At 40.7% G+C, this 18,716-nt stretch carries 21 protein-coding genes, 1 pseudogene and 1 riboswitch; of the genes and pseudogenes, 2 read left to right on the top strand and 20 right to left on the bottom strand.

Annotation, left to right across the window (positions count from 1 at the left end; translation table 11 throughout):
* Positions 1–307: 307 nt before the first annotated feature.
* The 9 genes from EV146_RS22785 to EV146_RS22745 form a co-directional block, all read right to left on the bottom strand.
* Positions 308–1,411, bottom strand: coding sequence for a 5-methyltetrahydropteroyltriglutamate--homocysteine S-methyltransferase (locus EV146_RS22785; protein WP_132011052.1), 1,104 nt, complete (start codon positions 1,409–1,411; stop codon positions 308–310).
* 123 nt (positions 1,412–1,534) lie between these two features.
* Positions 1,535–2,446: a LysR family transcriptional regulator gene (locus EV146_RS22780; protein WP_132011051.1), complete on the bottom strand. Its 912-nt coding sequence runs from the start codon at positions 2,444–2,446 to the stop codon at positions 1,535–1,537.
* Between the two features lie 219 nt (positions 2,447–2,665).
* A complete protein-coding gene (locus EV146_RS28020; RefSeq protein ID WP_121614004.1) occupies positions 2,666–2,875 on the bottom strand; it encodes a hypothetical protein in 210 nt (69 codons plus the stop codon).
* Positions 2,876–3,159: 284 nt separating this feature from the next.
* The gene (locus EV146_RS22770; RefSeq protein WP_422392563.1) at positions 3,160–3,720 is read right to left on the bottom strand and encodes a GNAT family N-acetyltransferase; all 561 of its coding nucleotides are present in this window, start codon (positions 3,718–3,720) and stop codon (positions 3,160–3,162) included.
* Positions 3,721–3,988: 268 nt separating this feature from the next.
* Positions 3,989–4,351, bottom strand: coding sequence for a hypothetical protein (locus EV146_RS22765; RefSeq protein ID WP_132011047.1), 363 nt, complete (start codon positions 4,349–4,351; stop codon positions 3,989–3,991).
* 245 nt (positions 4,352–4,596) lie between these two features.
* A complete protein-coding gene (locus tag EV146_RS22760) occupies positions 4,597–5,544 on the bottom strand; it encodes a sensor domain-containing diguanylate cyclase (protein ID WP_158287180.1) in 948 nt (315 codons plus the stop codon).
* 98 nt (positions 5,545–5,642) lie between these two features.
* Positions 5,643–5,727, bottom strand: a riboswitch (cyclic di-GMP riboswitch).
* 494 nt (positions 5,728–6,221) lie between these two features.
* Positions 6,222–6,404, bottom strand: a complete 183-nt coding sequence (locus tag EV146_RS22755) for a hypothetical protein (RefSeq protein WP_132011043.1) — start codon at positions 6,402–6,404, stop codon at positions 6,222–6,224.
* A gap of 572 nt (positions 6,405–6,976) precedes the next feature.
* A complete protein-coding gene (locus EV146_RS22750) occupies positions 6,977–7,798 on the bottom strand; it encodes an STAS domain-containing protein (protein ID WP_132011041.1) in 822 nt (273 codons plus the stop codon).
* 597 nt (positions 7,799–8,395) lie between these two features.
* The gene (locus EV146_RS22745; RefSeq protein ID WP_132011039.1) at positions 8,396–8,803 is read right to left on the bottom strand and encodes a carboxymuconolactone decarboxylase family protein; all 408 of its coding nucleotides are present in this window, start codon (positions 8,801–8,803) and stop codon (positions 8,396–8,398) included.
* 122 nt (positions 8,804–8,925) lie between these two features.
* Between EV146_RS22745 and EV146_RS22740 the strand changes: the two genes are divergently transcribed.
* Positions 8,926–9,366 (top strand): Lrp/AsnC family transcriptional regulator, encoded by a 441-nt coding sequence (locus tag EV146_RS22740; protein ID WP_132011037.1) that lies wholly within the window; start codon positions 8,926–8,928, stop codon positions 9,364–9,366.
* A 165-nt stretch (positions 9,367–9,531) separates the two neighbouring features.
* On the opposite strand, the gene dnaB is transcribed toward EV146_RS22740, so the two are convergent.
* The 6 genes and pseudogenes from dnaB to EV146_RS22715 form a co-directional block, all read right to left on the bottom strand.
* A complete protein-coding gene (gene dnaB, locus EV146_RS22735; protein WP_241994025.1) occupies positions 9,532–10,863 on the bottom strand; it encodes a replicative DNA helicase in 1,332 nt (443 codons plus the stop codon).
* The gene (locus tag EV146_RS22730; protein WP_132011035.1) at positions 10,793–11,122 is read right to left on the bottom strand and encodes a replicative helicase loader/inhibitor; all 330 of its coding nucleotides are present in this window, start codon (positions 11,120–11,122) and stop codon (positions 10,793–10,795) included. Before EV146_RS22730 ends, dnaB begins: the two co-directional genes overlap by 71 nt.
* A complete protein-coding gene (locus EV146_RS22725) occupies positions 11,122–11,766 on the bottom strand; it encodes a hypothetical protein (protein ID WP_199232711.1) in 645 nt (214 codons plus the stop codon). Before EV146_RS22725 ends, EV146_RS22730 begins: the two co-directional genes overlap by 1 nt.
* 2 nt (positions 11,767–11,768) lie before the next feature.
* Positions 11,769–11,936 (bottom strand): hypothetical protein, encoded by a 168-nt coding sequence (locus EV146_RS27250; protein WP_158287179.1) that lies wholly within the window; start codon positions 11,934–11,936, stop codon positions 11,769–11,771.
* 136 nt (positions 11,937–12,072) lie between these two features.
* Positions 12,073–12,303, bottom strand: a pseudogene (locus tag EV146_RS22720) (GNAT family N-acetyltransferase); the annotation flags it as partial.
* A gap of 212 nt (positions 12,304–12,515) precedes the next feature.
* On the bottom strand, positions 12,516–13,481 hold the full coding sequence (locus tag EV146_RS22715; RefSeq protein ID WP_132011031.1) for an alpha/beta hydrolase: 966 nt from the start codon (positions 13,479–13,481) through the stop codon (positions 12,516–12,518).
* Positions 13,482–14,042: 561 nt separating this feature from the next.
* Here EV146_RS22715 and EV146_RS27245 point away from each other — a divergent pair.
* Complete coding sequence (locus EV146_RS27245; protein WP_158287178.1) at positions 14,043–14,183, top strand: hypothetical protein; 141 nt, start codon at positions 14,043–14,045, stop codon at positions 14,181–14,183.
* Between the two features lie 237 nt (positions 14,184–14,420).
* On the opposite strand, the gene EV146_RS22710 is transcribed toward EV146_RS27245, so the two are convergent.
* The 5 genes from EV146_RS22710 to EV146_RS22690 form a co-directional block, all read right to left on the bottom strand.
* Positions 14,421–14,603 carry a hypothetical protein gene (locus EV146_RS22710; RefSeq protein WP_132011029.1) on the bottom strand — a complete coding sequence of 61 codons (183 nt, stop codon included), beginning with the start codon at positions 14,601–14,603 and terminating at the stop codon, positions 14,421–14,423.
* A 47-nt stretch (positions 14,604–14,650) separates the two neighbouring features.
* Positions 14,651–15,658 (bottom strand): hypothetical protein, encoded by a 1,008-nt coding sequence (locus EV146_RS22705; protein WP_132011027.1) that lies wholly within the window; start codon positions 15,656–15,658, stop codon positions 14,651–14,653.
* A gap of 636 nt (positions 15,659–16,294) precedes the next feature.
* Positions 16,295–16,576, bottom strand: a complete 282-nt coding sequence (locus EV146_RS22700; RefSeq protein ID WP_241994024.1) for a hypothetical protein — start codon at positions 16,574–16,576, stop codon at positions 16,295–16,297.
* Between the two features lie 321 nt (positions 16,577–16,897).
* Entirely contained in the window at positions 16,898–18,358 is a 1,461-nt protein-coding gene (gene panF, locus EV146_RS22695; protein WP_132011023.1) for a sodium/pantothenate symporter, read from the bottom strand.
* Positions 18,343–18,615 carry a YhdT family protein gene (locus EV146_RS22690; protein WP_132011021.1) on the bottom strand — a complete coding sequence of 91 codons (273 nt, stop codon included), beginning with the start codon at positions 18,613–18,615 and terminating at the stop codon, positions 18,343–18,345. Before EV146_RS22690 ends, panF begins: the two co-directional genes overlap by 16 nt.
* Between the last annotated feature and the right edge of the window lie 101 nt (positions 18,616–18,716).

Here is an 18,716-nt window from a genome sequence, read left to right as displayed (position 1 = left end):
TTCATGAAGCCGATGAAGAACGAATTCAACGGAAGTTACAAGAAAAATAGTCTTCATATAGCCGATGAAGAACAAAGTCAACGGAAAATCCATGAAAAGCGGTCTTCATAACGCCGATGAAGAACAATTTCAACAAAAATTACAAGAAAAGTTGTCTTCATAAAGCTGGTGAAGATAATACCCACGCGGTATCACCCTGGCAGCAGGCATAATAAATAACCCCGGCACCAACACCGGGGTCATCAACTAAAATCTATAGATAACCTGTCTTATTACGCAGATTTTTACCATAAAGCACTGGTAAAACTTATCCCCAAATCTCCTTAGAAATATCAACGATGTACTTCAGCTTAGCCCATTGCTCTTCCTCGGTCAGGATATTTCCGTGATGAGTTGAAGCAAATCCGCATTGTGGACTGATGCATAACTGCTCTAATGGCACGTATTTTGTTGCTTCTTGTACACGTGCTTTGATATTTTCCTTATCTTCCAATTGGCCGTGTTTTGAAGTGAACACACCCAGCACGACTTGCGGGCCGCCATTTGGAATGTATTCGAGTGGCCCGAAATCGCCTGAACGGTCATCATCGTACTCAAGGAAAAATCCGTTGACTTTTTCCTTTGCGAATAATGTTGGGGCAATTTTAGCATAGCTGCCTTCGAATGCCCATTTTGAACGGTAGTTTCCGCGGCAAAGATGGGTAGTGACCACTAGATCTTCCGGCTTATCTTCCAGAACCCCATTTATGACACGCAATGCCAGGTCGATTAATTCTTCACGAGAATAGCCGCTGTCATTGAATGGAATTTCCGGTGCATTTAGGCCAGCAATATAGACATCGTCCAGCTGCAAGTAACGGCAGCCTGCATCATAGAAGGCTTTGATCGCATCACGGTATGCAGCGATAACATCCTTTGTATATTCTTCAATGTCCGGATAGATATCCTGGTTGCGAATGCCTGCATTGAATAATTGGTTTGGACTTGGAATCGTTTGTTTTGCAACAGCGCGGTCCCCGACGATTTCTTTAAATTCGATAAAGTCCTTGATATGCGGGTGGTCTTGGTTAAACGAAATTTTGCCGATCACGCGCACATCGTATCGTTCCGTTTCTTCCCCTTTAAAGGCAAAACCATGATTGGGAACATAGCCCTCGACACCGTTTAAATGCTCAAGAAAATCGGTATGCCAGAATCTGCGGCGGAATTCTCCATCTGTTACAGCCTGCAGTCCGACTTCAATTTGCTTGTCTACGATGTTCTTAATTTCTTCTGTTTCAATTGTGTGCAGCTCTTGCGCTGTAATTTTGCCTTCCTGGAAATCCTTTCTGGCATTATGTATTCTTTCAGGACGTAATAAACTTCCTACATGGTCCGCTCTGAATGGAGCTTTAACGAGTGTTTGTGTCATAACTAATCTCCTGCTTTCTCTATGATTTATTATCTTGATTTGATGTTAACGTAAGTGTAGCACAGGAAAATTATTATAACGTAACACATAAAATCTATCTCTTGTTATAACTTTAGACTATAACTACTGTAGTTCTTCCAGAATCGTTTCTTTTAAATACTGAATGTAGATCTTGGCCAGCGGGCTGGTTGTGACATTTTTATGAGTAATATAGCCAACATTGATCACTTCATCTACCTTTAAAGGAACAGCAATAATATCTTTACTGTTTAATTTATGACTAATGACACCAGTTGAAATCGTATAGCCATTTAACCCGATCAGCAAGTTAAACAAGGTAGCCCGGTCACTCACCCGGATATTCTTCGGCCTGGACAGTGTGCTGAGTATCTCCTCCGAAAAGTAGAAAGAATTATAATCTCCCTGCTCATAGGACAGATACGGATAAGGATCCAGGTCCGGCAAGGTTACATAGTCCTTTTTTGCCAGCGGGTTTTGGGATGAGATAAAGACATGCGGCTTTGCCTCAAATAGCTCATGGAAACTTAAATTGCCTTCCCGCAGAAATTTATGAATGACGTTTTTATTAAAATCATTCACGTACAGTATTCCAATTTCACTGCGCAAGTTTGTCACATCATCAATAATTTCATAGGTCTTTGTTTCTCGTAAACTGAACTCATATTCCTCCCTGTCATATTCTTTCAACAGTCGTACAAAGGCACTCACCGCAAAGGCATAGTGCTGGGCAGATACAGAGAAATTTTGCTGCGGGGACCTTGTATCGGTATAGCGATTTTCCAGGAGTTCTGCCTGTTCAACGACCTGCCTCGCGTACCCTAAAAACTCCGATCCTTCGGGAGTAATCAGAATTCCCTTATTGGTACGGAAGAAAATCGTGATCCCTATTTCCTCCTCGAGCTCTTTCAGTGCGTTTGACAGACTTGGCTGACTAATAAACAGCTTCTGTGCTGCTTTGTTAATCGACCTGCTTCTGGCTACTTCAATCACATATTTCAGTTGCTGTAACGTCATCTTCCATCCCTTTTCTTACGTATGTATTTTCAATCTTATTAGTTTTATTTGACTATCAAATTAGCTTTTATTCCTGTTCTCTCATAAAAAAACACCTCACCTCTGCCAGGACAAGAGGACAAGGTGATTTTAATACCCTTTGAATACGTTCATTCAGCCTTTTGCTTTTAAACACCGTTTTATAACAAAGCAATCAGCAAACAGTTATAGATTACAGGCTTAGCGTGACTCCTTTGGCGGCTGGCACGCATCGCATTTACGCTGGTGATTATTTTTAAATTTCGTAAAAGTTTTCTCGAAATTACTGCCACAAGAACATTGAAATTGCAGCTTTTGAGAAAAACCGTGATATTCCGTCGTTAGAAGCTTACTGTCCGAATTTTTCTCCACAAATTCTTTAATTTTCCCAATTGTCCACTTTTTATTCATCATCAAACACCTCTATTTTTTATCGCAAGGAAAAGCCCTTTTTTGGCATCTGCTTTTTCTAAGTAAATGCCATTAATCCTAAGCTACTTATTATAGCATGCGCCGTCCTACAATGAAACGGTTGTTCTTTTCATGCATATCCGGGAGATTTTAAACTGCACATTGGTACTAATCACCGTTATGCAAAACCTTTCCATGGGTTTTTAGGATGCCTCCCTGTGATATTTGCATCCCCATTGCTACATAAATTAAATAGGGATGTGACACACCCGCCTGCACATTTCTCAATTGGGTGAGTTGGCAGTCTGTTTACTCCGGTTCTTCCATTCCGACTGCAGAATCGAATATTGATACTCATCCACCCACTGCCCCTTTGACATGTAGTTTTCCAGGAAATGACCTTCTCTCCTCATGCCGAGTCGTTCGAGAAGAGTGATGGATTTTTCATTTCTAACATCCGTAAGAGCAATCACTTTGTGCTTGTTGAGAACTGTAAAAATATACTTCAACAACCCGCTAACCGCCTCACTTGCATAGCCCTGTCCCTGGTGCTCCTCGGCCAGGGTGAAGCCTATTTCAACAATACGGGGTTCATCCAGCAGGGTATGAAGTGCGCAATCCCCAATTAATTCATTCGTATGTGCAAACGCAATCGCAAACTGAAACCAAGTTCCAGGCTGATCCGGCTTGAACTTAGACTGCCTTTGAACAAATGACTCCGCTTGATGATATTGATAATCCTCCCAAGACTGAAATTTAGCTACGTTTGGACTACAACGGTACATATAAAAGGCATCGACATCCTCGTGTGAAAATTGTCTTAAAATCAGACGTTGTGACTGCACATATATATGTTCGGGTCTCTCCACTTTGATCCCACTCCCCGCATTCAGGCTTCTGCTAATGGTTAGAAGCAAACCTGTGTTTGTTCCATAAATTCAACAAAAAGGTGCGTTCATCCTGCAAGGAAGACGCACCCCCAAATTTTATATGATGAAAATCACAATACAGGATTCATCCAGGTGATTCTCGAAGTAAGCAAACAGAGGTTGCACTCGGCATAAAAAAACTGTGCATAAAAGCTGCCCTGTACCCTCTCACTGCTCCATCAGTTCACCCAAAAGCATATCTGAATAACCCGTAATACAAAGGTCCCACCATGACGGCAAATGTGGCCAGCATCCAGATTCTTCTTGCCAGTACAGGCATCTCGTCCAGGATCTCTTCCCCTTCATAACCCTTGAGGAGCATGGTGAACGTTAAATCCCACACAAAGGCTGCCACTCCTATGATTTTCCAGGCTGCAGGATTTAGAATCGCTGTTTCCGTAACGTACCCGAACAGTCCTATCCATGGAATGATGGATACAACAAAATCAATTTTGCTAAGTTTCGTCTTATATTTACCTTTTATTAAAAAAGCAAGGGATGCCGTAGCGAGCAGCCCCAAATAAATTGTCCATAAAAAGTCTGCCATATATACTCCTTATTCTATTAATCTATTATTGTACTGTTTGTGTCGCCTTCAACGTCACTTTGCTATTTTAGCTAATCTCCACTGTAAAGGATAGATAAGATGTGCTGTCCTCTCGTATTCCTCTTTTTAAGCGAAACGGGCAAAAAATCCGGCCATTTAAATAGCCGGATTGTATTTGAAGCAAACTTCTGTTACAGACTGGGCTTACACCTATGCAGTTGGTTTTGATTGTAATTGCTTGATTTTCATACGATCAATTCGTCAATAATGCGACTTTTCTTGGTCACTTTATCCATATACATGTTTTGGTCGGCCTGGGAGAATAACCGATCCATTTGTCCTGCTGAATTGGTGGTATAGCTGTAACCAACAGACATCTTCATTGAAGCTTTTGGGTGAGTCGAGTTAAACAGCGCTATTTCCCTGTGCAAATCGACTAACAATTGACTTACTTGATGTTCAGAATGATCCGTTACCACTAAGATAAATTCGTCCCCTCCGATTCTGGCCACAGTAATCGAATCTGAAGCATGCTGATCCAGAAGCTTCGCAAAATCTTTTATTCGTTCGTCTCCGGCTTTATGGCCAAAATGGTCATTTACATATTTAAGATCGTCCAAGTCGCAGACGATTAAGGCGGCAGGAACATTGGCGATATTGAGCTCCTGAAATTTCTTCTCAAAATATGCCCGATTATAAATATCCGTCAAGGGATCATGATGAATCCTGTATTCCAACTCCTCCTGTAACTTTACCTTTTCGTCGATATTCCTCATAATTCCCTGAATGGCGACCAGCTGCCCATTTTCATAAATAGGTGTTGAATATTCTTCAAACCACCTGTAGTTTCCGCTGGTATCCTTCCATCGCTGTATATGGGTCTGTGAATAATCAAGGTCACCTTTTATCTTTTTCATTAATATTTCATGATCATCAGGGTGAACCCTTTCAAATGGTGCTTTAGGATTTACTATCGCTTCCTCAATGACCCCTTTGCCAAGAAACGTTTCAATGGAAGGGCTAATATATTTAAATTTCATTTTTGACAGCTCATAGTGATAAACGACATCTTTTGAACTTTCTATTAGATTAAAAATCGTTTTAAAGTTTCTCTTCCATTTTAACTGCCGGATTATTATGCCAACCTGAAGAACAACGACCACTGCTAATAAAATGATTCCTGTCAGCTTCATTTGTTTACTCCCGCCTTCACAAAAAAGCTTCTCTATTTCTTTCCAATAAAAAATAGACCAACCCAACATAGATTAGTCCATTGATTTGGAAAATGCATATTGGTAACTGGCTGACATTGTCTCGCGACTTTAGTCCCTATAGTTTTGCGTCTTCATCTTTCAATGAATTTGCCCTGACATGATATGTATTTAATATAAAATTTTATCATTATTTTCCTTTATTTCATTATAGTGGTCATTTTTATGCAGGTCAATAGTCTCATATGTTAACTGTGATTTTTTCCCTTTGTAGATATTCCCTAATAGTAAGTCACCAAAAGGGCATCCTCCTGGGGTGTCTTTTGCTGTATAAAGGATTAAATGGAGTCCTTTAAGGAATGCAATACCATCAATATCTTGATGCTTTTACATTCCTGACCACTTTTTCTACAGTGTACTGATATCCATATATTACGATTGCTAAAAATACAGTTATACACCAGTACATACTAGGAGACATTTTTTTGAATTTAAAAAACCCCATCCTTTTCCACATGCCAGCAAAAGGAAAAGCATTAATCCAATCAAACACTATGTTTGCAATTAAATATTTTAGAAATGAACCGTATGTTAGTTTAAATATCCAAAGAGTTGCTACAAAGTGAGGACCTAAAATATAGGTAAAATCGATGGGCACATTAGGAAATAAAGGATTCTTGTATATACCATTTTTTTCGATTAGCAATGACACTTAATACAGTTATGAATAAATTAACGAAAGTTGCTGCAGGTAAAAAACGGAAGAACGATTTCCCCAAAAAAGGAACTGTTAACCAAGGGAGCAATAACATACTTAAAGAAGCCACCATTTTTTTATTCATAAAAATCTCCAATTCCAATTAAAGAATGTCGTAAATGTATTTTTACCTCTTTAAGTACATTTGATGTATTTTTTACAATCATAACTAATTAACTAAAAACAACAAGGTACTTATCACATGTACTGATGCGGAAACTTTAGCTAAAATAATGGCAAAAGGGGCCATATCATCCTTGGAGACGAAGGAACGTTTTACAGTTTTACCATGCACGTGGTTTTCCAATTGCTATGGAAAATGCAATACTTGATCGAAAGGATGATGCATTCTTTGTTATCAACGCGAATGATAAGAAGGCTATGGAATTCTAGGAGTAATAGAAAATGGAGATAAGAATAGCAGGATGACATTTATTTAAGGTAAAAAGGAGCAAGGTTTATGTACAGTGCTCTGTGATGGGGTTAGCGTAACCTTGCTCCTGTTCAGATTGTGTCCATTAATTGTAAAAATTAAACAATTATACGAAGCCCCTATATTTTTTGACCCCATTTTTGGGTAAAAGAAAACGGCTAAATTCGGATATAGCCGTTTATTACTATTAAATAAAATTAGACCGCTTTAACGGTCATCCATCTCTAAAGGTATTTTTTTAAGGTTTCTTGGAGTGTTCCTTTAGTTTCTGCATTTTTTTCAAATCGGATTCCAGCGTGCACCATTTTTCTAACAAGGTCCGGTCGAAGTCCCGTTAGGATTGCCTTACATCCCATCATAGAAACCCCAGCCAAGATTTTTTCAAAATGGTCAATGACATCCTTTTCCATCATGGCTATACCTGAAAGGTCTATAACCAGTGTTTGAATTCTAGAATCACCTATATCATTCAATACTTTTTCCTCGATGATTTCAATCCTAAAAGAGTCTATTGAACCAATTAGAGGCAAAACAGAAACATGTTCGCTTACAGGAATAATTGGAACGGACAAATGCTCCACTATCTCTCTCTGTTTTAAGAACATCGCATCTTTATATTTCGAATAGCTAATAAAAAAACCGTTAAGGAACTGGTCAATCTTATCATTAATCTTTTTTTCCAATGCATAAAAATCATTACGATCTTGCGTAATAATCTTCGTCTCGTCAAGAGTACTTACAAATTGCCATAACGTTCTTCTAATGGCTTGCACCCACTCTAATTTCAACTCAAGCGTTAAGGCGTGTTCCGCCCAGGCAATTCCTTCTATTTCAGCGAAAGATTTTAATTCTTCTTCTTTTTGATCCATCACATAAAAAATCAACCTTCTTGCATTTCTCAATAAATCGATATTTCCTTTTTCTAATATATCCGAGATCTTCGATGAGACATTTACTGCTTCTGCAAGTAAACTATCCTCAAATTCTTGATCATTCTCTTCAATAAAATCCTTTATTTCCTGGCTTAGATTATAGATGGTTTTCATTATGTTTACTCCTCTGAATTAAGTATTAACCATGTAAATCAAAAATTTAACGTTAAAATGATTTTTTTAATTGGAAACTCATTAACCAATTATTTATACCCTGCAGGGAGAGGATTTAAACATATATTTTTAAAATACAACTTGGGTCTAATATCTTATCCCTTTTCTTGTGGTAGCGTTTATTATGAGGGTAATTGGAATAACGTTAGATAAGAGAGATGATAAAAAGTTACTCATCCGGAGCATGATTTCACTAGTCTTATCTCTTATCCATATTTTGCAATTAGGATTAATCTTCATATCTCCAATTTTATTCCCGTTTGGAATACCGCCTTTGTAAGTCCGTTTAGCGAACTCTACAATTCTTGGTTCGCTTTTATGTATACATCAGTGTACCTTTTCTGAACTTTTTTTCTATCTATATTGTTAAATACTGTACTTAAACAAACGTGCGCTCTCATTTAACAAGCAGCATAAAAGGACCCTCACTGTGCGAAGGTCCTTCTTGCGCCTATAACAAAGTTTGAACCAAGCTTTAAGAGTAGAGAAAAGATGTAACATCCTTGCTCCGGCACCCTTTCGTAAAATAAATGTACTTTAGGCTTCTAATTTCATCAAAGCACCAAAATACTGTGACGCAGTAGTAAAGGTAAGAAATGCACAAAGTTCGCTAATTTCCTCATCAGTGAAATGCTCTTTCAATACATGAAAGGCAGCATCCGGCATGTCTCCTTTTTGTTTAATAAATACATCCGTAAATCCTAAGGCAATGGCCATTTTTTCATCGAAGAGATGAGGTTCGGGTTTACCCTTTGCTTTACAATATTGACATCCATTATTTTGCGCCAGTGCTCTCCTTACTTGTTCTTTTAAATGGGCCGAAAGCTTCCCGTCTTTCCCCAGTTCTTCTCCCAGTTGATTCCACGAAGTCATAATCGCTTTGTTATGACCTAAAAGTTTTTGGAAAGGTGTGGATCCGTGCTGTGAATCACTAATTCTTGCCATCCTTTATTACCCCCTTGTATTATTATCATATCGAATTCATTTTTCGTTTCCCATTAAATACAAAACCCATTTTCGAATAACTCTTTCACTTTTTAATGAAATATAGGAGGTTATCTTTAAATATGAAAACAGATTCCATTGATAGGAAAATACTCGATGAATTAATCGAAAACAGCCGATTATCGATGAGCGAGCTTGGCAGAAGAATTAATTTATCTTCTCCATCTGTAACCGAGCGGGTAAGACGCATGGAGTCATTGGGGATCATTAAGAAGTATACAATGGAGGTTGATTACACAAAGATAGGACTTCCAATCCAGTGCATCATTGAGGCTACAGTTAAAAATGGGGATTATAACTCTTTTAGAAAATTTATTGAACGATTGCCGAATGTGGAATTTTGTTACCGAATTGCGGGAAACGCCTGTTATATGCTTAAAATGCATTTTGATACTTTTGCAAAGGCAGAAGAATTTATTGAACTTGCCAATCCATATGCCCATACCGTGACCCATTTTATTTTTTCGAAGGTTCAAACCTCTCTACAGTTTAATTCTCAATAATTACTATAAGTCATTGGTTAAAACTTCATGCTTGCTCAAAAGAAAAAGGCCGCCGGAGCAACCTTGCTTTTGTGTTTGGCACCCAATCACTTTTTTTCTATTAACGAGCCAGTTTCTGGAAATAACGTCCTGTTTAGTTTTGGCATATCCCATAATAATTCCCTGTTACCCCATAACATCAACAAACGTCCCAACCTCTTTTTCAAAAAACAGCTTGACGCTTCCGACGGGGCCGTTCCGCTGCTTGGCAATATCAATTTCAATCAAGTTATTGCCTTTACTATCATTATCGTAATATTCCTCCCTATATAAAAGCATGATAACGTCAGCATCCTGCTCGATGCTTCCCGAGTCCCGGAGGTCGGACATCCGCGGCCGCTTGTCCATTCTTTGTTCCACTCCCCTGGAAAGCTGGGACAAGAGGATGATCGGCACCTGGTATTGCCTGGCAATCTGTTTCAATTCCTTCGTAATGCTTGCAATGGCGAGGTCATGGCGGTCGTACTTTCCGGTTGTCGCAATCAACTGGAGATAATCGATGGTCACGAGATACTCTCCCTCGGGAAATTCTCTCCGTGTCTTTTGAATTTGGGCGCGAAGGTCGGAGACGGTCTGCCTGGACTGGTCATGAATCTGGACGTTCCACTTATGGTAAATATCAAAAGCCATATTGGCTTTATTTTGATCATCCTCATTAAACAGACGATATGGATTCCGCCACTTGGCACCGTCAATCCTGGTCAGGCTGCTAAGAATCCGTTTGACCAGCTGCTTATCCGGCATTTCCAGCGAAAAGATATCCACCACTCCGCCTTTCTTGCAGCAATTGATTGCCAGGTTCAAGGCAAAGGCGGTTTTACCCATCGACGGCCTTGCGGCAAGGATGATCAAATCGCCTTTGTTCCAGCCACCGGTCATCCTGTTCATGGTGGAAAAACCGGTATCGATTCCCTGCAAGCACCCACGGTCTTCATACATCTCATCGAAGATATCCATAAGTACGCCGGTTTTGGTCCCTTCTGCCACACGTCCAACTCCCTGCATCGAGATGAAAGTCTGGTAAAAGTTTTCTGCTTCCTCCAAGCTCCCTTTGTTCAGGAACCCCGCAGCAGCCCGCTTCAGTTCGCGGATTTTATATTGTTCAAGCACGATTCGCTGGTAATCCTCCACATGCTCCGTTGTCGGGCAGGACACCGCCAGACTTGTGAGATAGCTCATCCCGCCAATGTTTTCAATCTGGCTCCCAAGCTGCTCCAGCATCGTAACAGGGTCAATCGGCTGAGCTTTATCCCGAAGCTCAGCCATCGCATGAAAGATCACCTGATTCTTTTTGCTGGAGAAATGACAGGGTTCTAAAATCAGTTCATAAATCGTTTCAGGTTCCAAAAAAATTGCGCCTAGCACCATGTTTTCTGCTTCAAGCAGATCATGGTGTGACTGGTATGGATAGCCATGGCGGCTGTGGTTTTCTCCGGCCGCATTTCTTGTCCCGTTCAATCCGTTCACGTCCTTCCAGCTCCCAACTCATGTTTTTCTCAAGAAAGTGATTCCCTTTATCGGCAAAGGCCGCAATGTCCGCAATCGCCGGGGGAAATGGGCTTTTCGCCATATGAACCAGCAGCTTTTGCATTACCAGGTCAAAGTCCATATCACGAAACATATTCATCCAGATGACCAGCATTTCGTCATTGATTTTGAACTGTGGGTAGATTGCCTGTACCTTGGCCACTATTTCGCAGACTTCATCCGTGCCCACTAAACCTTCCCTCCCTGCATCAGGTTACCTTGCTTTTCAAGCCGGGCCATCCGCTCCTTTAAGGATTCTGCTTTCCTGCCAGCGTCCGTGCGAGCGTCCTTCATTCTCGTTAAGATAGCAGCATGATAGTATTTCATACTGAGGATCGGCTGCACACCGTAATGGTTCTGGATTTCCTCCATCCACGCCAGGAGCTGGTCTAAAGGAATCTCGAGTGCGGCCACTCTTTCCAATGCATTTTGATCCTTGGCCGATAGTGCCGGACCCCGGCTGCGCAGGTCGACGAACTTTTGAGTTAATGTGAAAATCCTGCCATCCTTTTTCGCATCCTCCTTTTGGCCTTTTGGAAGGGCCTGGATGGAATCATCCTTCTTTTCCTTCTTTTCCATCTCTGCCTTCTTCTCTCTTTCTTGATTTTGTACCGGATTCGTTTCACCCTCGTTTTCTCTTCGTTCTGCCACCGTTCCGCGAACAGAAGGGTAAAAAAAATCATTGAAGCCGCCGGTTTGTCCTTCTTCATATTTTGTAAGCGTAAAAAGCGTTCCGACGCTCGTTTCTTCCGTCGCAATCAGGCCTTTTTTTACCAGCGCTTTTGCTGTATTGCTTTTCTCCTCTGCCTTCCCGGTAGCCAAGGTCCTCCGCAAGTTTAGAATACGCCCTGATGTACTGCCCTCGTTTCAGCTGTATGCCATTCACACTTCGGCCATCTTCCCGCGAAGCCTGCATCAATAGCAGCAAGAACAGCCGAAAAAGAACCACTTCCCTCCAAAGCTCCGTCTCCAATACATCCCGATACAATTTCACCCAGCCACACATATCCTTCACCTCGTCATAGTCTTCTCACCCTTTATATATAAAGAAAAGCCGGAAAAGGACAGGGTGATTTAAAATTTTTTATCTCACACGTATGACGCGATTAAAAAAATCCGGCTGATTGTCTGCCGAATCCTTTACTTCGATATGTAGATTGTGTTTTCCAGGCGACTTTTTACTGACACCCACTCACTGTCGATTATGCTGTAGAAAACGGAATGACGATACGTTCCATCTTCTCGGATCATATGGTTTCTTAGAATCCCTTCTTTTACTCCGCCAATTCGTTCGATGGCTTTTTGTGATCGTATGTTCTGCTCATCTGTCTTGAATTGAACACGAATCATCTTTAGTGAATCAAAACAAAAAGGGTCCTCCAGAGCCTTAATGGACTAATTTCGCAATAAGACGAAAAGTGAGTGGCGTTTTTTTGTTCCTTTTTTTTTATTTTTACACTTTGTTTACATAATATTATTATGTAAATCTTCTCTCTTGTCATGCCTTGGGTCCAGTAAATGTGCAAGAATCTAAAAAAGGAATGACTTCGATCATAAAACCGACCATCATTCCTTTCCAGATATCAATCCAAATACTTCCCGACGAAACTCCATACACCATTCCAATAAGTGTCCGGAGCCACTTTTTCGGCTTCCCCGTGACCCGCTTTTGGAATGATGAGTTTTTCCTTCTCTACGTTTGCTGCCTTATAGACTTTGTCCAGCATTTCAAATGGGACGAATGTGTCTGCGTCCCCATGGATGAACATGATTGGCGCTCTGCTTTTGGCTACCTGTTCCACCGCGCTGGCTTCGTACAGGTCATACCCTGCACGAAGGCTGGTAATGGTATTGGCCGCCTGCATCACAGGGAATTCCGGCAGTCCGAAGAGATCATCCAATTGATAGATGAACACATCACTGACGGCAGCATAGCCGCAATCTTCCACAATCACCTTGACGTTTGATGGCAAGTTCTCCTCCCCAGCTGTCATCATCACTGTTGCCCCGCCCATAGAGACACCGAATAACGCAATTTCTGCTTTTGGATCCTTTTCGATGATCTCATCGATCCATAAGAGCATATCTTTCCGGTCATGCCAGCCCATTCCGATATAGTCCCCTTCGCTATCGCCGTGTCCGCGCAGGTCAGGAGCCAGAACATGATAGCCTTTTTCATAGAAATTCCGGACATATCTTGTCATCGAGGAAGCGTTGCCGCTGTAGCCATGGACCACGATTGCCCATTTATGTTCAGAGGAGTCGTTTTCATAGACATTCGCATTTAATTTGTATTGATGCTCATCGTTCGAAACGACGGAGATTTGGGAAGGCTGATGCTCTTTTTTAAAAGCTGCATCCTTTTGTTCCCCTTCCTTTGCAACAGACGCAAGAACCGCCTCGCTCTCCTCCAAATGAGGATTATCTTCCAAAAACTCTTTCTCTCGATCTGCATTTAGAGCAAAATTATAAAAGTAGTTGCCCACCAGCACGTACGCCATGGCGAGAAGGATCACGAGCGATCCAATAATGATTCCAAACTTTTTCATACTGTTTCTCCTGCTTTTATACTAGATTATAAGATCCTTCCTTACTATATACGGTTCATGCCCTCCTGTAAATCCAGCTTACCTGCCAAATTATATTACGGTTAAAATAGGCACATTTCCCTTCAGCCTTACTGTACAAGCTTTGCTGGCTGACACCTTAGCTTCTAAAGGAAAATAGCTCTTTTTATTCCCTTTTAAATGGGAGGGATTTTACTTAATCAAATCACGGATATTTTCTATAGTGAAGGAAACAAACAGTTTCACATGCATAGCCATTCCTCTGTTAATCGCAAATCTCGATCCACTCCCAACGCCATTGGCAATTCATATACATCATTGACAAGTGGGGCATGCACTCATTCCCATGGAGACTCGACTAGATCTTAGGCGTGTAACCATGTGTACAAGCAATATTTCCTCGCTTGAAACCTTGAGTCTACGGCCATCTAAAAGGAACACTATTAAATTGTACACCGTCAAAACCTGATTATAGGTAGTACTTATTTTGTAAATAATGAATACTAATATATAAAAGGGAGAGCACGAGAGGAAGAAATTAAAATGGGCAGTAAAAAACACAACAATAAAGATAAAATAATGAAGCATTTACTTAAAGATGCAAAAGAGTTTGTTGACGCCAAGCCTGAACTTATTAAATATCCCGGCTTAAAGAAATCCAATACGAAGAATAAAGACGTCTAAAAGAACAGCCGTTAATGGAACAGTCCAAACTGGAGAAAATCTTGACGAAATCGGGATGCCCTCCAGTCTTTTTTATTAAGATCGTTTGTGGAGACCGTTTTTCTGACCGGAGCTTCACTTTTGCAAACCGGGGGTGATCTGTACAGCATCTAGAGAAGAGTAATCATAACAATAAATAGGGTTCGGCATGGGCATCCCGAACCCCTTTAGGCAACAAACTGCATGGCGGTGTTTATTTTATCTAAAAATAGTAAATCTGTTATTGTTCTTTGGCCTGCTAACTGGGATTTTTCCTCTTCTATATCTAATGGCCTCTGATGGTACTGGGCTAGTTTTGACGAATTCTTCAGCATCTTTGAGAAGTGATTTTACATTCGCTCCTCCTACCACGCGCTCTTTGTCTCCTCCAATTTTGTCCATCTGGAATCCCTCCTTATAGTAATCTCTTCCCTCTTCTATTATTTTTACTACTGTTTCTTTCCAGCAGACGTTTCTTTTAAAACCCTTATCTCATTTTCTCGTTCGACGAGCATCTCATTAAATTCTAACATCGCTGAAGATTGTACAAACAATTTATGAACAGTTGCAGCAATCGAACTTAATGCTGCAATCACAATCTTGTCATTTTCATCAAATCCATACTCATAACTCTGCAGCACAATGATATATTCTATTGTACCATCCTCATCGAGCCCTTCCACTTTATAGATTAAGTAATTTTTATGAAAAGGCAAATTCTCTTCTTTCCCTATAAAGATTCCGCAGCCGACATCATTGATCGCCTCAAGAGATCTTTTAATGATGCGGGGATAGTTCGATTTTTTTATTTGTTCCCTGGTGAGAATTTCAACATCAAAAAACGATCCGAACTGTTCGTGATAGGTTGCCTGCATTTGTTCAAACATTACAGTTAAATAACCTAAGAGGGTCTTGTCTTCCACACTGCCAGAATACCTTTTTTGGTTACCCAGTGTGATCCAGTGCTTTAAAATATCAAGTTTCGTTCTTTGATTGACAATCATTTGATTTTCAGTGATCGACGTTTGTTCCGATTTCATCCCAAAACCTAAAAAGTTAAAATCGCTAACACCCTTTATTGTGATTAAAACGAAAAGATACAAAACGAAGGTGATAAAGTATACAAGTAAATGAAAGGACCAAACTCCGACTTTCCCTGGGTTCTCCAACAACCCACCTAATACTTCAACCAGATTTTTCGGATTACCTTCGCTTTCTTTAGTGCTTTTTTCTGTTGTAATCTCTCTTTTATTATCTACCGTTTTTTCTACTGTTTTGGTAATGGTTTCTATTTGTTTGTTCTTGTCAAGAATTTCTTTTGGTTCCTTAACAGTAAGTAATCCCCACCCTAAACTGACAGTATTAATGACAAACACGGCAGTCACCACAAGCAATAAAATCCTTTTCGCTTTATCTCTTTGAGTACTAGCATTATTCGGGTTTTCTCGAAAAACCAACTGCCCCGCCCCCTGCCCTTATTAACAAATTACAGTCCAGTTTTATTCATTTTACTAGAGCGGAGCGAACAAAAGAAGCGGTGTTCGCAAATATTTGAAGACTTCCCGCTTACATGTAGAAATTGGATATACGAGATTAATTAAAGGATTATAAATTAGGCTTACCTTTTTACTGACTTATCCATTATCTCACCAGAAATTTCCCTCATAATAAGTATGTCTTCGGCAGCCTTACCGCTTCCCTCTTTAGGCAACTTAATATGCGTGATCAAGTTCAAACTCTATCAGTAAAAAAAGCCTGTATGGATTTTGAATAGTATTTTACAAACGTAGTCACACATCGCTTGGAAGCAATAGTCCACTCACCAATTCTACCTTCCATTTCTTTTCCCTTAATTCATATTGACCGAATTGGTCCTAAAAATAAAGGTACTCATAAGGTCGATGAAGACCAAAACCACGGAAACGAAGCAGGAAAATGGCCTTCATAAGGTCGATGAAGACCAAAATCACGGCAACGAAGCAGGAAAATGGCCTTCATTAGGTCGATGAAAACCAAAGCCACGGCAATGAAGCAGGAAAATGCACCGCAGAGGCAAATCATAATTTTAAATCCCAAATGCACCAGGAAGTTGATTAAAACTTAAACAGTCCTTGCTCCTTCCATTGGTCGAAATACTTTTGATAACCCATTTCATCAGCAGTCATCGTATATTTCGTATCTCCTAATTTAAATGTATGAGTTCCCGACAAGCTTTCATAGGTCGGATTCCTCTCTGCCCCCCCGAAGAGAGTTTCAAATGTTTTCACATCGACTGAATGTGTTCTTCCATTCTCGTAGGTTTCTAGAAGTATGAAATCGGCCTCCTCCAGTCCTGTATGCCCCTTAACCATCAAGCCTGCCTCATTTAATGACAAATACAATGGACCCATATTCAACCTTCCAATCTTCCCTAGAATGTACTCCCTTTTGATTGCTGCACCGTTTGTTCTTTAACATGAGGTTATTTTCCTTGTTTCACGAGCGATTATTTAGATGGTTTGTTTATTAAGGGTTTGGCATTTTCATCAAAAATTTATCATTTTTTTACCTGAGTTAGGTTTGATTTTCGGGAAAAATTCAAACTACTGAAGATTAAATTTACCTTCCCTTTCATCAAATCTTCAACAGAATAAACAGGTGTTCGTTTAATTTCATTCGATTTTACACTTCACCAAAAAAACCACCTATTCGAAAAATCAAATAGATGGTTTTTTGTTAAAATCATTTTGCGGGCTGGCAAGATGCCTGGTCCCTAAACTTACAAGTACAAACACAAGCAGTGATACCAGTACCGGGATTGTTACACTGTTCATCCCAAATACATTATTATGGAAGTGATAAATATAAACATAAGAAACAAGTCCGACGACCATGGAAGCAATCGCTCCGTATTTATTCGCGCCTTTCCAGTAAAGACCCAGCACGACGTTCCACAAAAAGGCCGATTCAAGCCCGCCAAACGCAAATAAATTTAACCATATCAACAGTTCCGGAGGATTTAGAGCAAATAGCACAACAGCGATTCCAACCGCAGTTGTCACTATGAAGCTCATCCGTTTAATTTCTGCATCCTTTGCACTTGGCTTAATAAAGTTTAAGTACACATCTTTTACAACCGTTGAGCTGACTAAAATTAATAACGCATTCACCGTTGACATAATCGCTGCCATTGGTGCAGCCAAAACAATCCCCGCAAGAACCGGCGGCAGAATATCAAGTGTTAGGGTTGGCATTACTTTATCGCCTATTTCAATCCCCGGAATCACGGCTCGTCCAAAAACACCGATTAAATGCATCCCGAACATAATGGTGCCAATCCCGATGGTTCCAATGATGATGGCGCGATGCATCCCCTTCGAATCCTTATAGCTCATCGCACGCACGGCAATTTGCGGCAGGCCGATTACACCGATTCCTATTAAAATCCAGAAGCTCGATACATAAAGTGGCGAAAGGCTGGCATCCGCTCCATACGGGGAAACCAAATTTGGATTCTCTGCAACCAGTTCAGCCATAATTGCAGAAACCCCGCCGCCTTCGATGATCACCGCTACAAGAAGGATCACTGTCCCGATCATCATCACTGTACCTTGCAGCGCATCGGTCAAAGCCACTGCCGCAAAACCGCCAATAATGACATAGACAAGCACGGCCACTGCAAAAATTAGCAGTGCCCCTCGATAAGAAAGCCCTGTTAATGATTCAATCAAACGTGCTCCGCCCACCCATTGTGCTGTCATCGAAGCGAATAAAAACACAAAAATAGCAATCGCAGAAAGCAGCACGATCGCATTGGATTGATAACGGCCTTTGAGAAAATCAATCAACGTAATGGCTTCATATTTACGTGCAATGATTGCAAATTTCTTCCCTAATATCATCAGGACAAAATACCCGGCAGGCAATTGAGCCATAGCAAGCAGCACCCAGCCGAGCCCTGTTTGATACGCTACCCCGGGACCGCCAATAAAGCTTGATGCACTTCCATAGGTCGCCATCATGGTCATTGCGAGCAGGAAGCCGCCCATTTCACGCCCGCCAAGGAAATAGTCGGACAGAAACGAGTCCGATTGCCGGACCTGTGCATTTGCCCAAAACCCAATAAAGAAAATAATAACTAAAAATAGTGCAAGTGGAATAATTACTTGCCAGTGCATTCTTCATCTTCCTCTTCAAGTGAAACTTCGGTAAAGCCGAACTTCATAACCGCAACTATTAACAAGATCATGAAAATCGTACCGGCAATGCAGCTGTAAAAGAACCATGCCGGAAAACCGAGAATGTACGCATATGTCGCCGGATCCTGATTTCCGAGACCATACGCAAAGCCATACCAGATGGCAAAGTTGACTAACACAAGAATGACACCGATGATTGCTTCCCGGTGTGCAATTTTAAATCGCTTATCTTCCATATGTCCACACCTTTCCTTCCTTATTTTAAGGATTATTTACTGAATGACAAGTAATAAACACAATTAAGTGCCCTGCACATCTCTTCTGAAAAAAACATTTC

The sequence above is a fragment of the Mesobacillus foraminis genome (genome assembly GCF_004340465.1).
Taxonomy (GTDB): domain Bacteria; phylum Bacillota; class Bacilli; order Bacillales; family Cytobacillaceae; genus Mesobacillus_B; species Mesobacillus_B foraminis.
The sequence above is the reverse complement of the archived record's forward strand: the minus strand, read 5'-3'. Positions and strand labels throughout refer to the sequence as shown.

Coding starts and splice junctions, on each gene's coding strand:
- EV146_RS22785 (WP_132011052.1), bottom strand. CDS start 1,411: ATGACACAAACACTCGTTAAAGCTCCATTCAGAGCGGACCATGTAGGA.
- EV146_RS22780 (WP_132011051.1), bottom strand. CDS start 2,446: ATGACGTTACAGCAACTGAAATATGTGATTGAAGTAGCCAGAAGCAGG.
- EV146_RS28020 (WP_121614004.1), bottom strand. CDS start 2,875: ATGAATAAAAAGTGGACAATTGGGAAAATTAAAGAATTTGTGGAGAAA.
- EV146_RS22765 (WP_132011047.1), bottom strand. CDS start 4,351: ATGGCAGACTTTTTATGGACAATTTATTTGGGGCTGCTCGCTACGGCA.
- EV146_RS22760 (WP_158287180.1), bottom strand. CDS start 5,544: ATGAAGCTGACAGGAATCATTTTATTAGCAGTGGTCGTTGTTCTTCAG.
- EV146_RS22755 (WP_132011043.1), bottom strand. CDS start 6,404: ATGAATAAAAAAATGGTGGCTTCTTTAAGTATGTTATTGCTCCCTTGG.
- EV146_RS22750 (WP_132011041.1), bottom strand. CDS start 7,798: ATGAAAACCATCTATAATCTAAGCCAGGAAATAAAGGATTTTATTGAA.
- EV146_RS22745 (WP_132011039.1), bottom strand. CDS start 8,803: ATGGCAAGAATTAGTGATTCACAGCACGGATCCACACCTTTCCAAAAA.
- EV146_RS22740 (WP_132011037.1), top strand. CDS start 8,926: ATGAAAACAGATTCCATTGATAGGAAAATACTCGATGAATTAATCGAA.
- EV146_RS22715 (WP_132011031.1), bottom strand. CDS start 13,481: ATGAAAAAGTTTGGAATCATTATTGGATCGCTCGTGATCCTTCTCGCC.
- EV146_RS27245 (WP_158287178.1), top strand. CDS start 14,043: ATGGGCAGTAAAAAACACAACAATAAAGATAAAATAATGAAGCATTTA.
- EV146_RS22710 (WP_132011029.1), bottom strand. CDS start 14,603: ATGGACAAAATTGGAGGAGACAAAGAGCGCGTGGTAGGAGGAGCGAAT.
- panF (WP_132011023.1), bottom strand. CDS start 18,358: ATGCACTGGCAAGTAATTATTCCACTTGCACTATTTTTAGTTATTATT.
- EV146_RS22690 (WP_132011021.1), bottom strand. CDS start 18,615: ATGGAAGATAAGCGATTTAAAATTGCACACCGGGAAGCAATCATCGGT.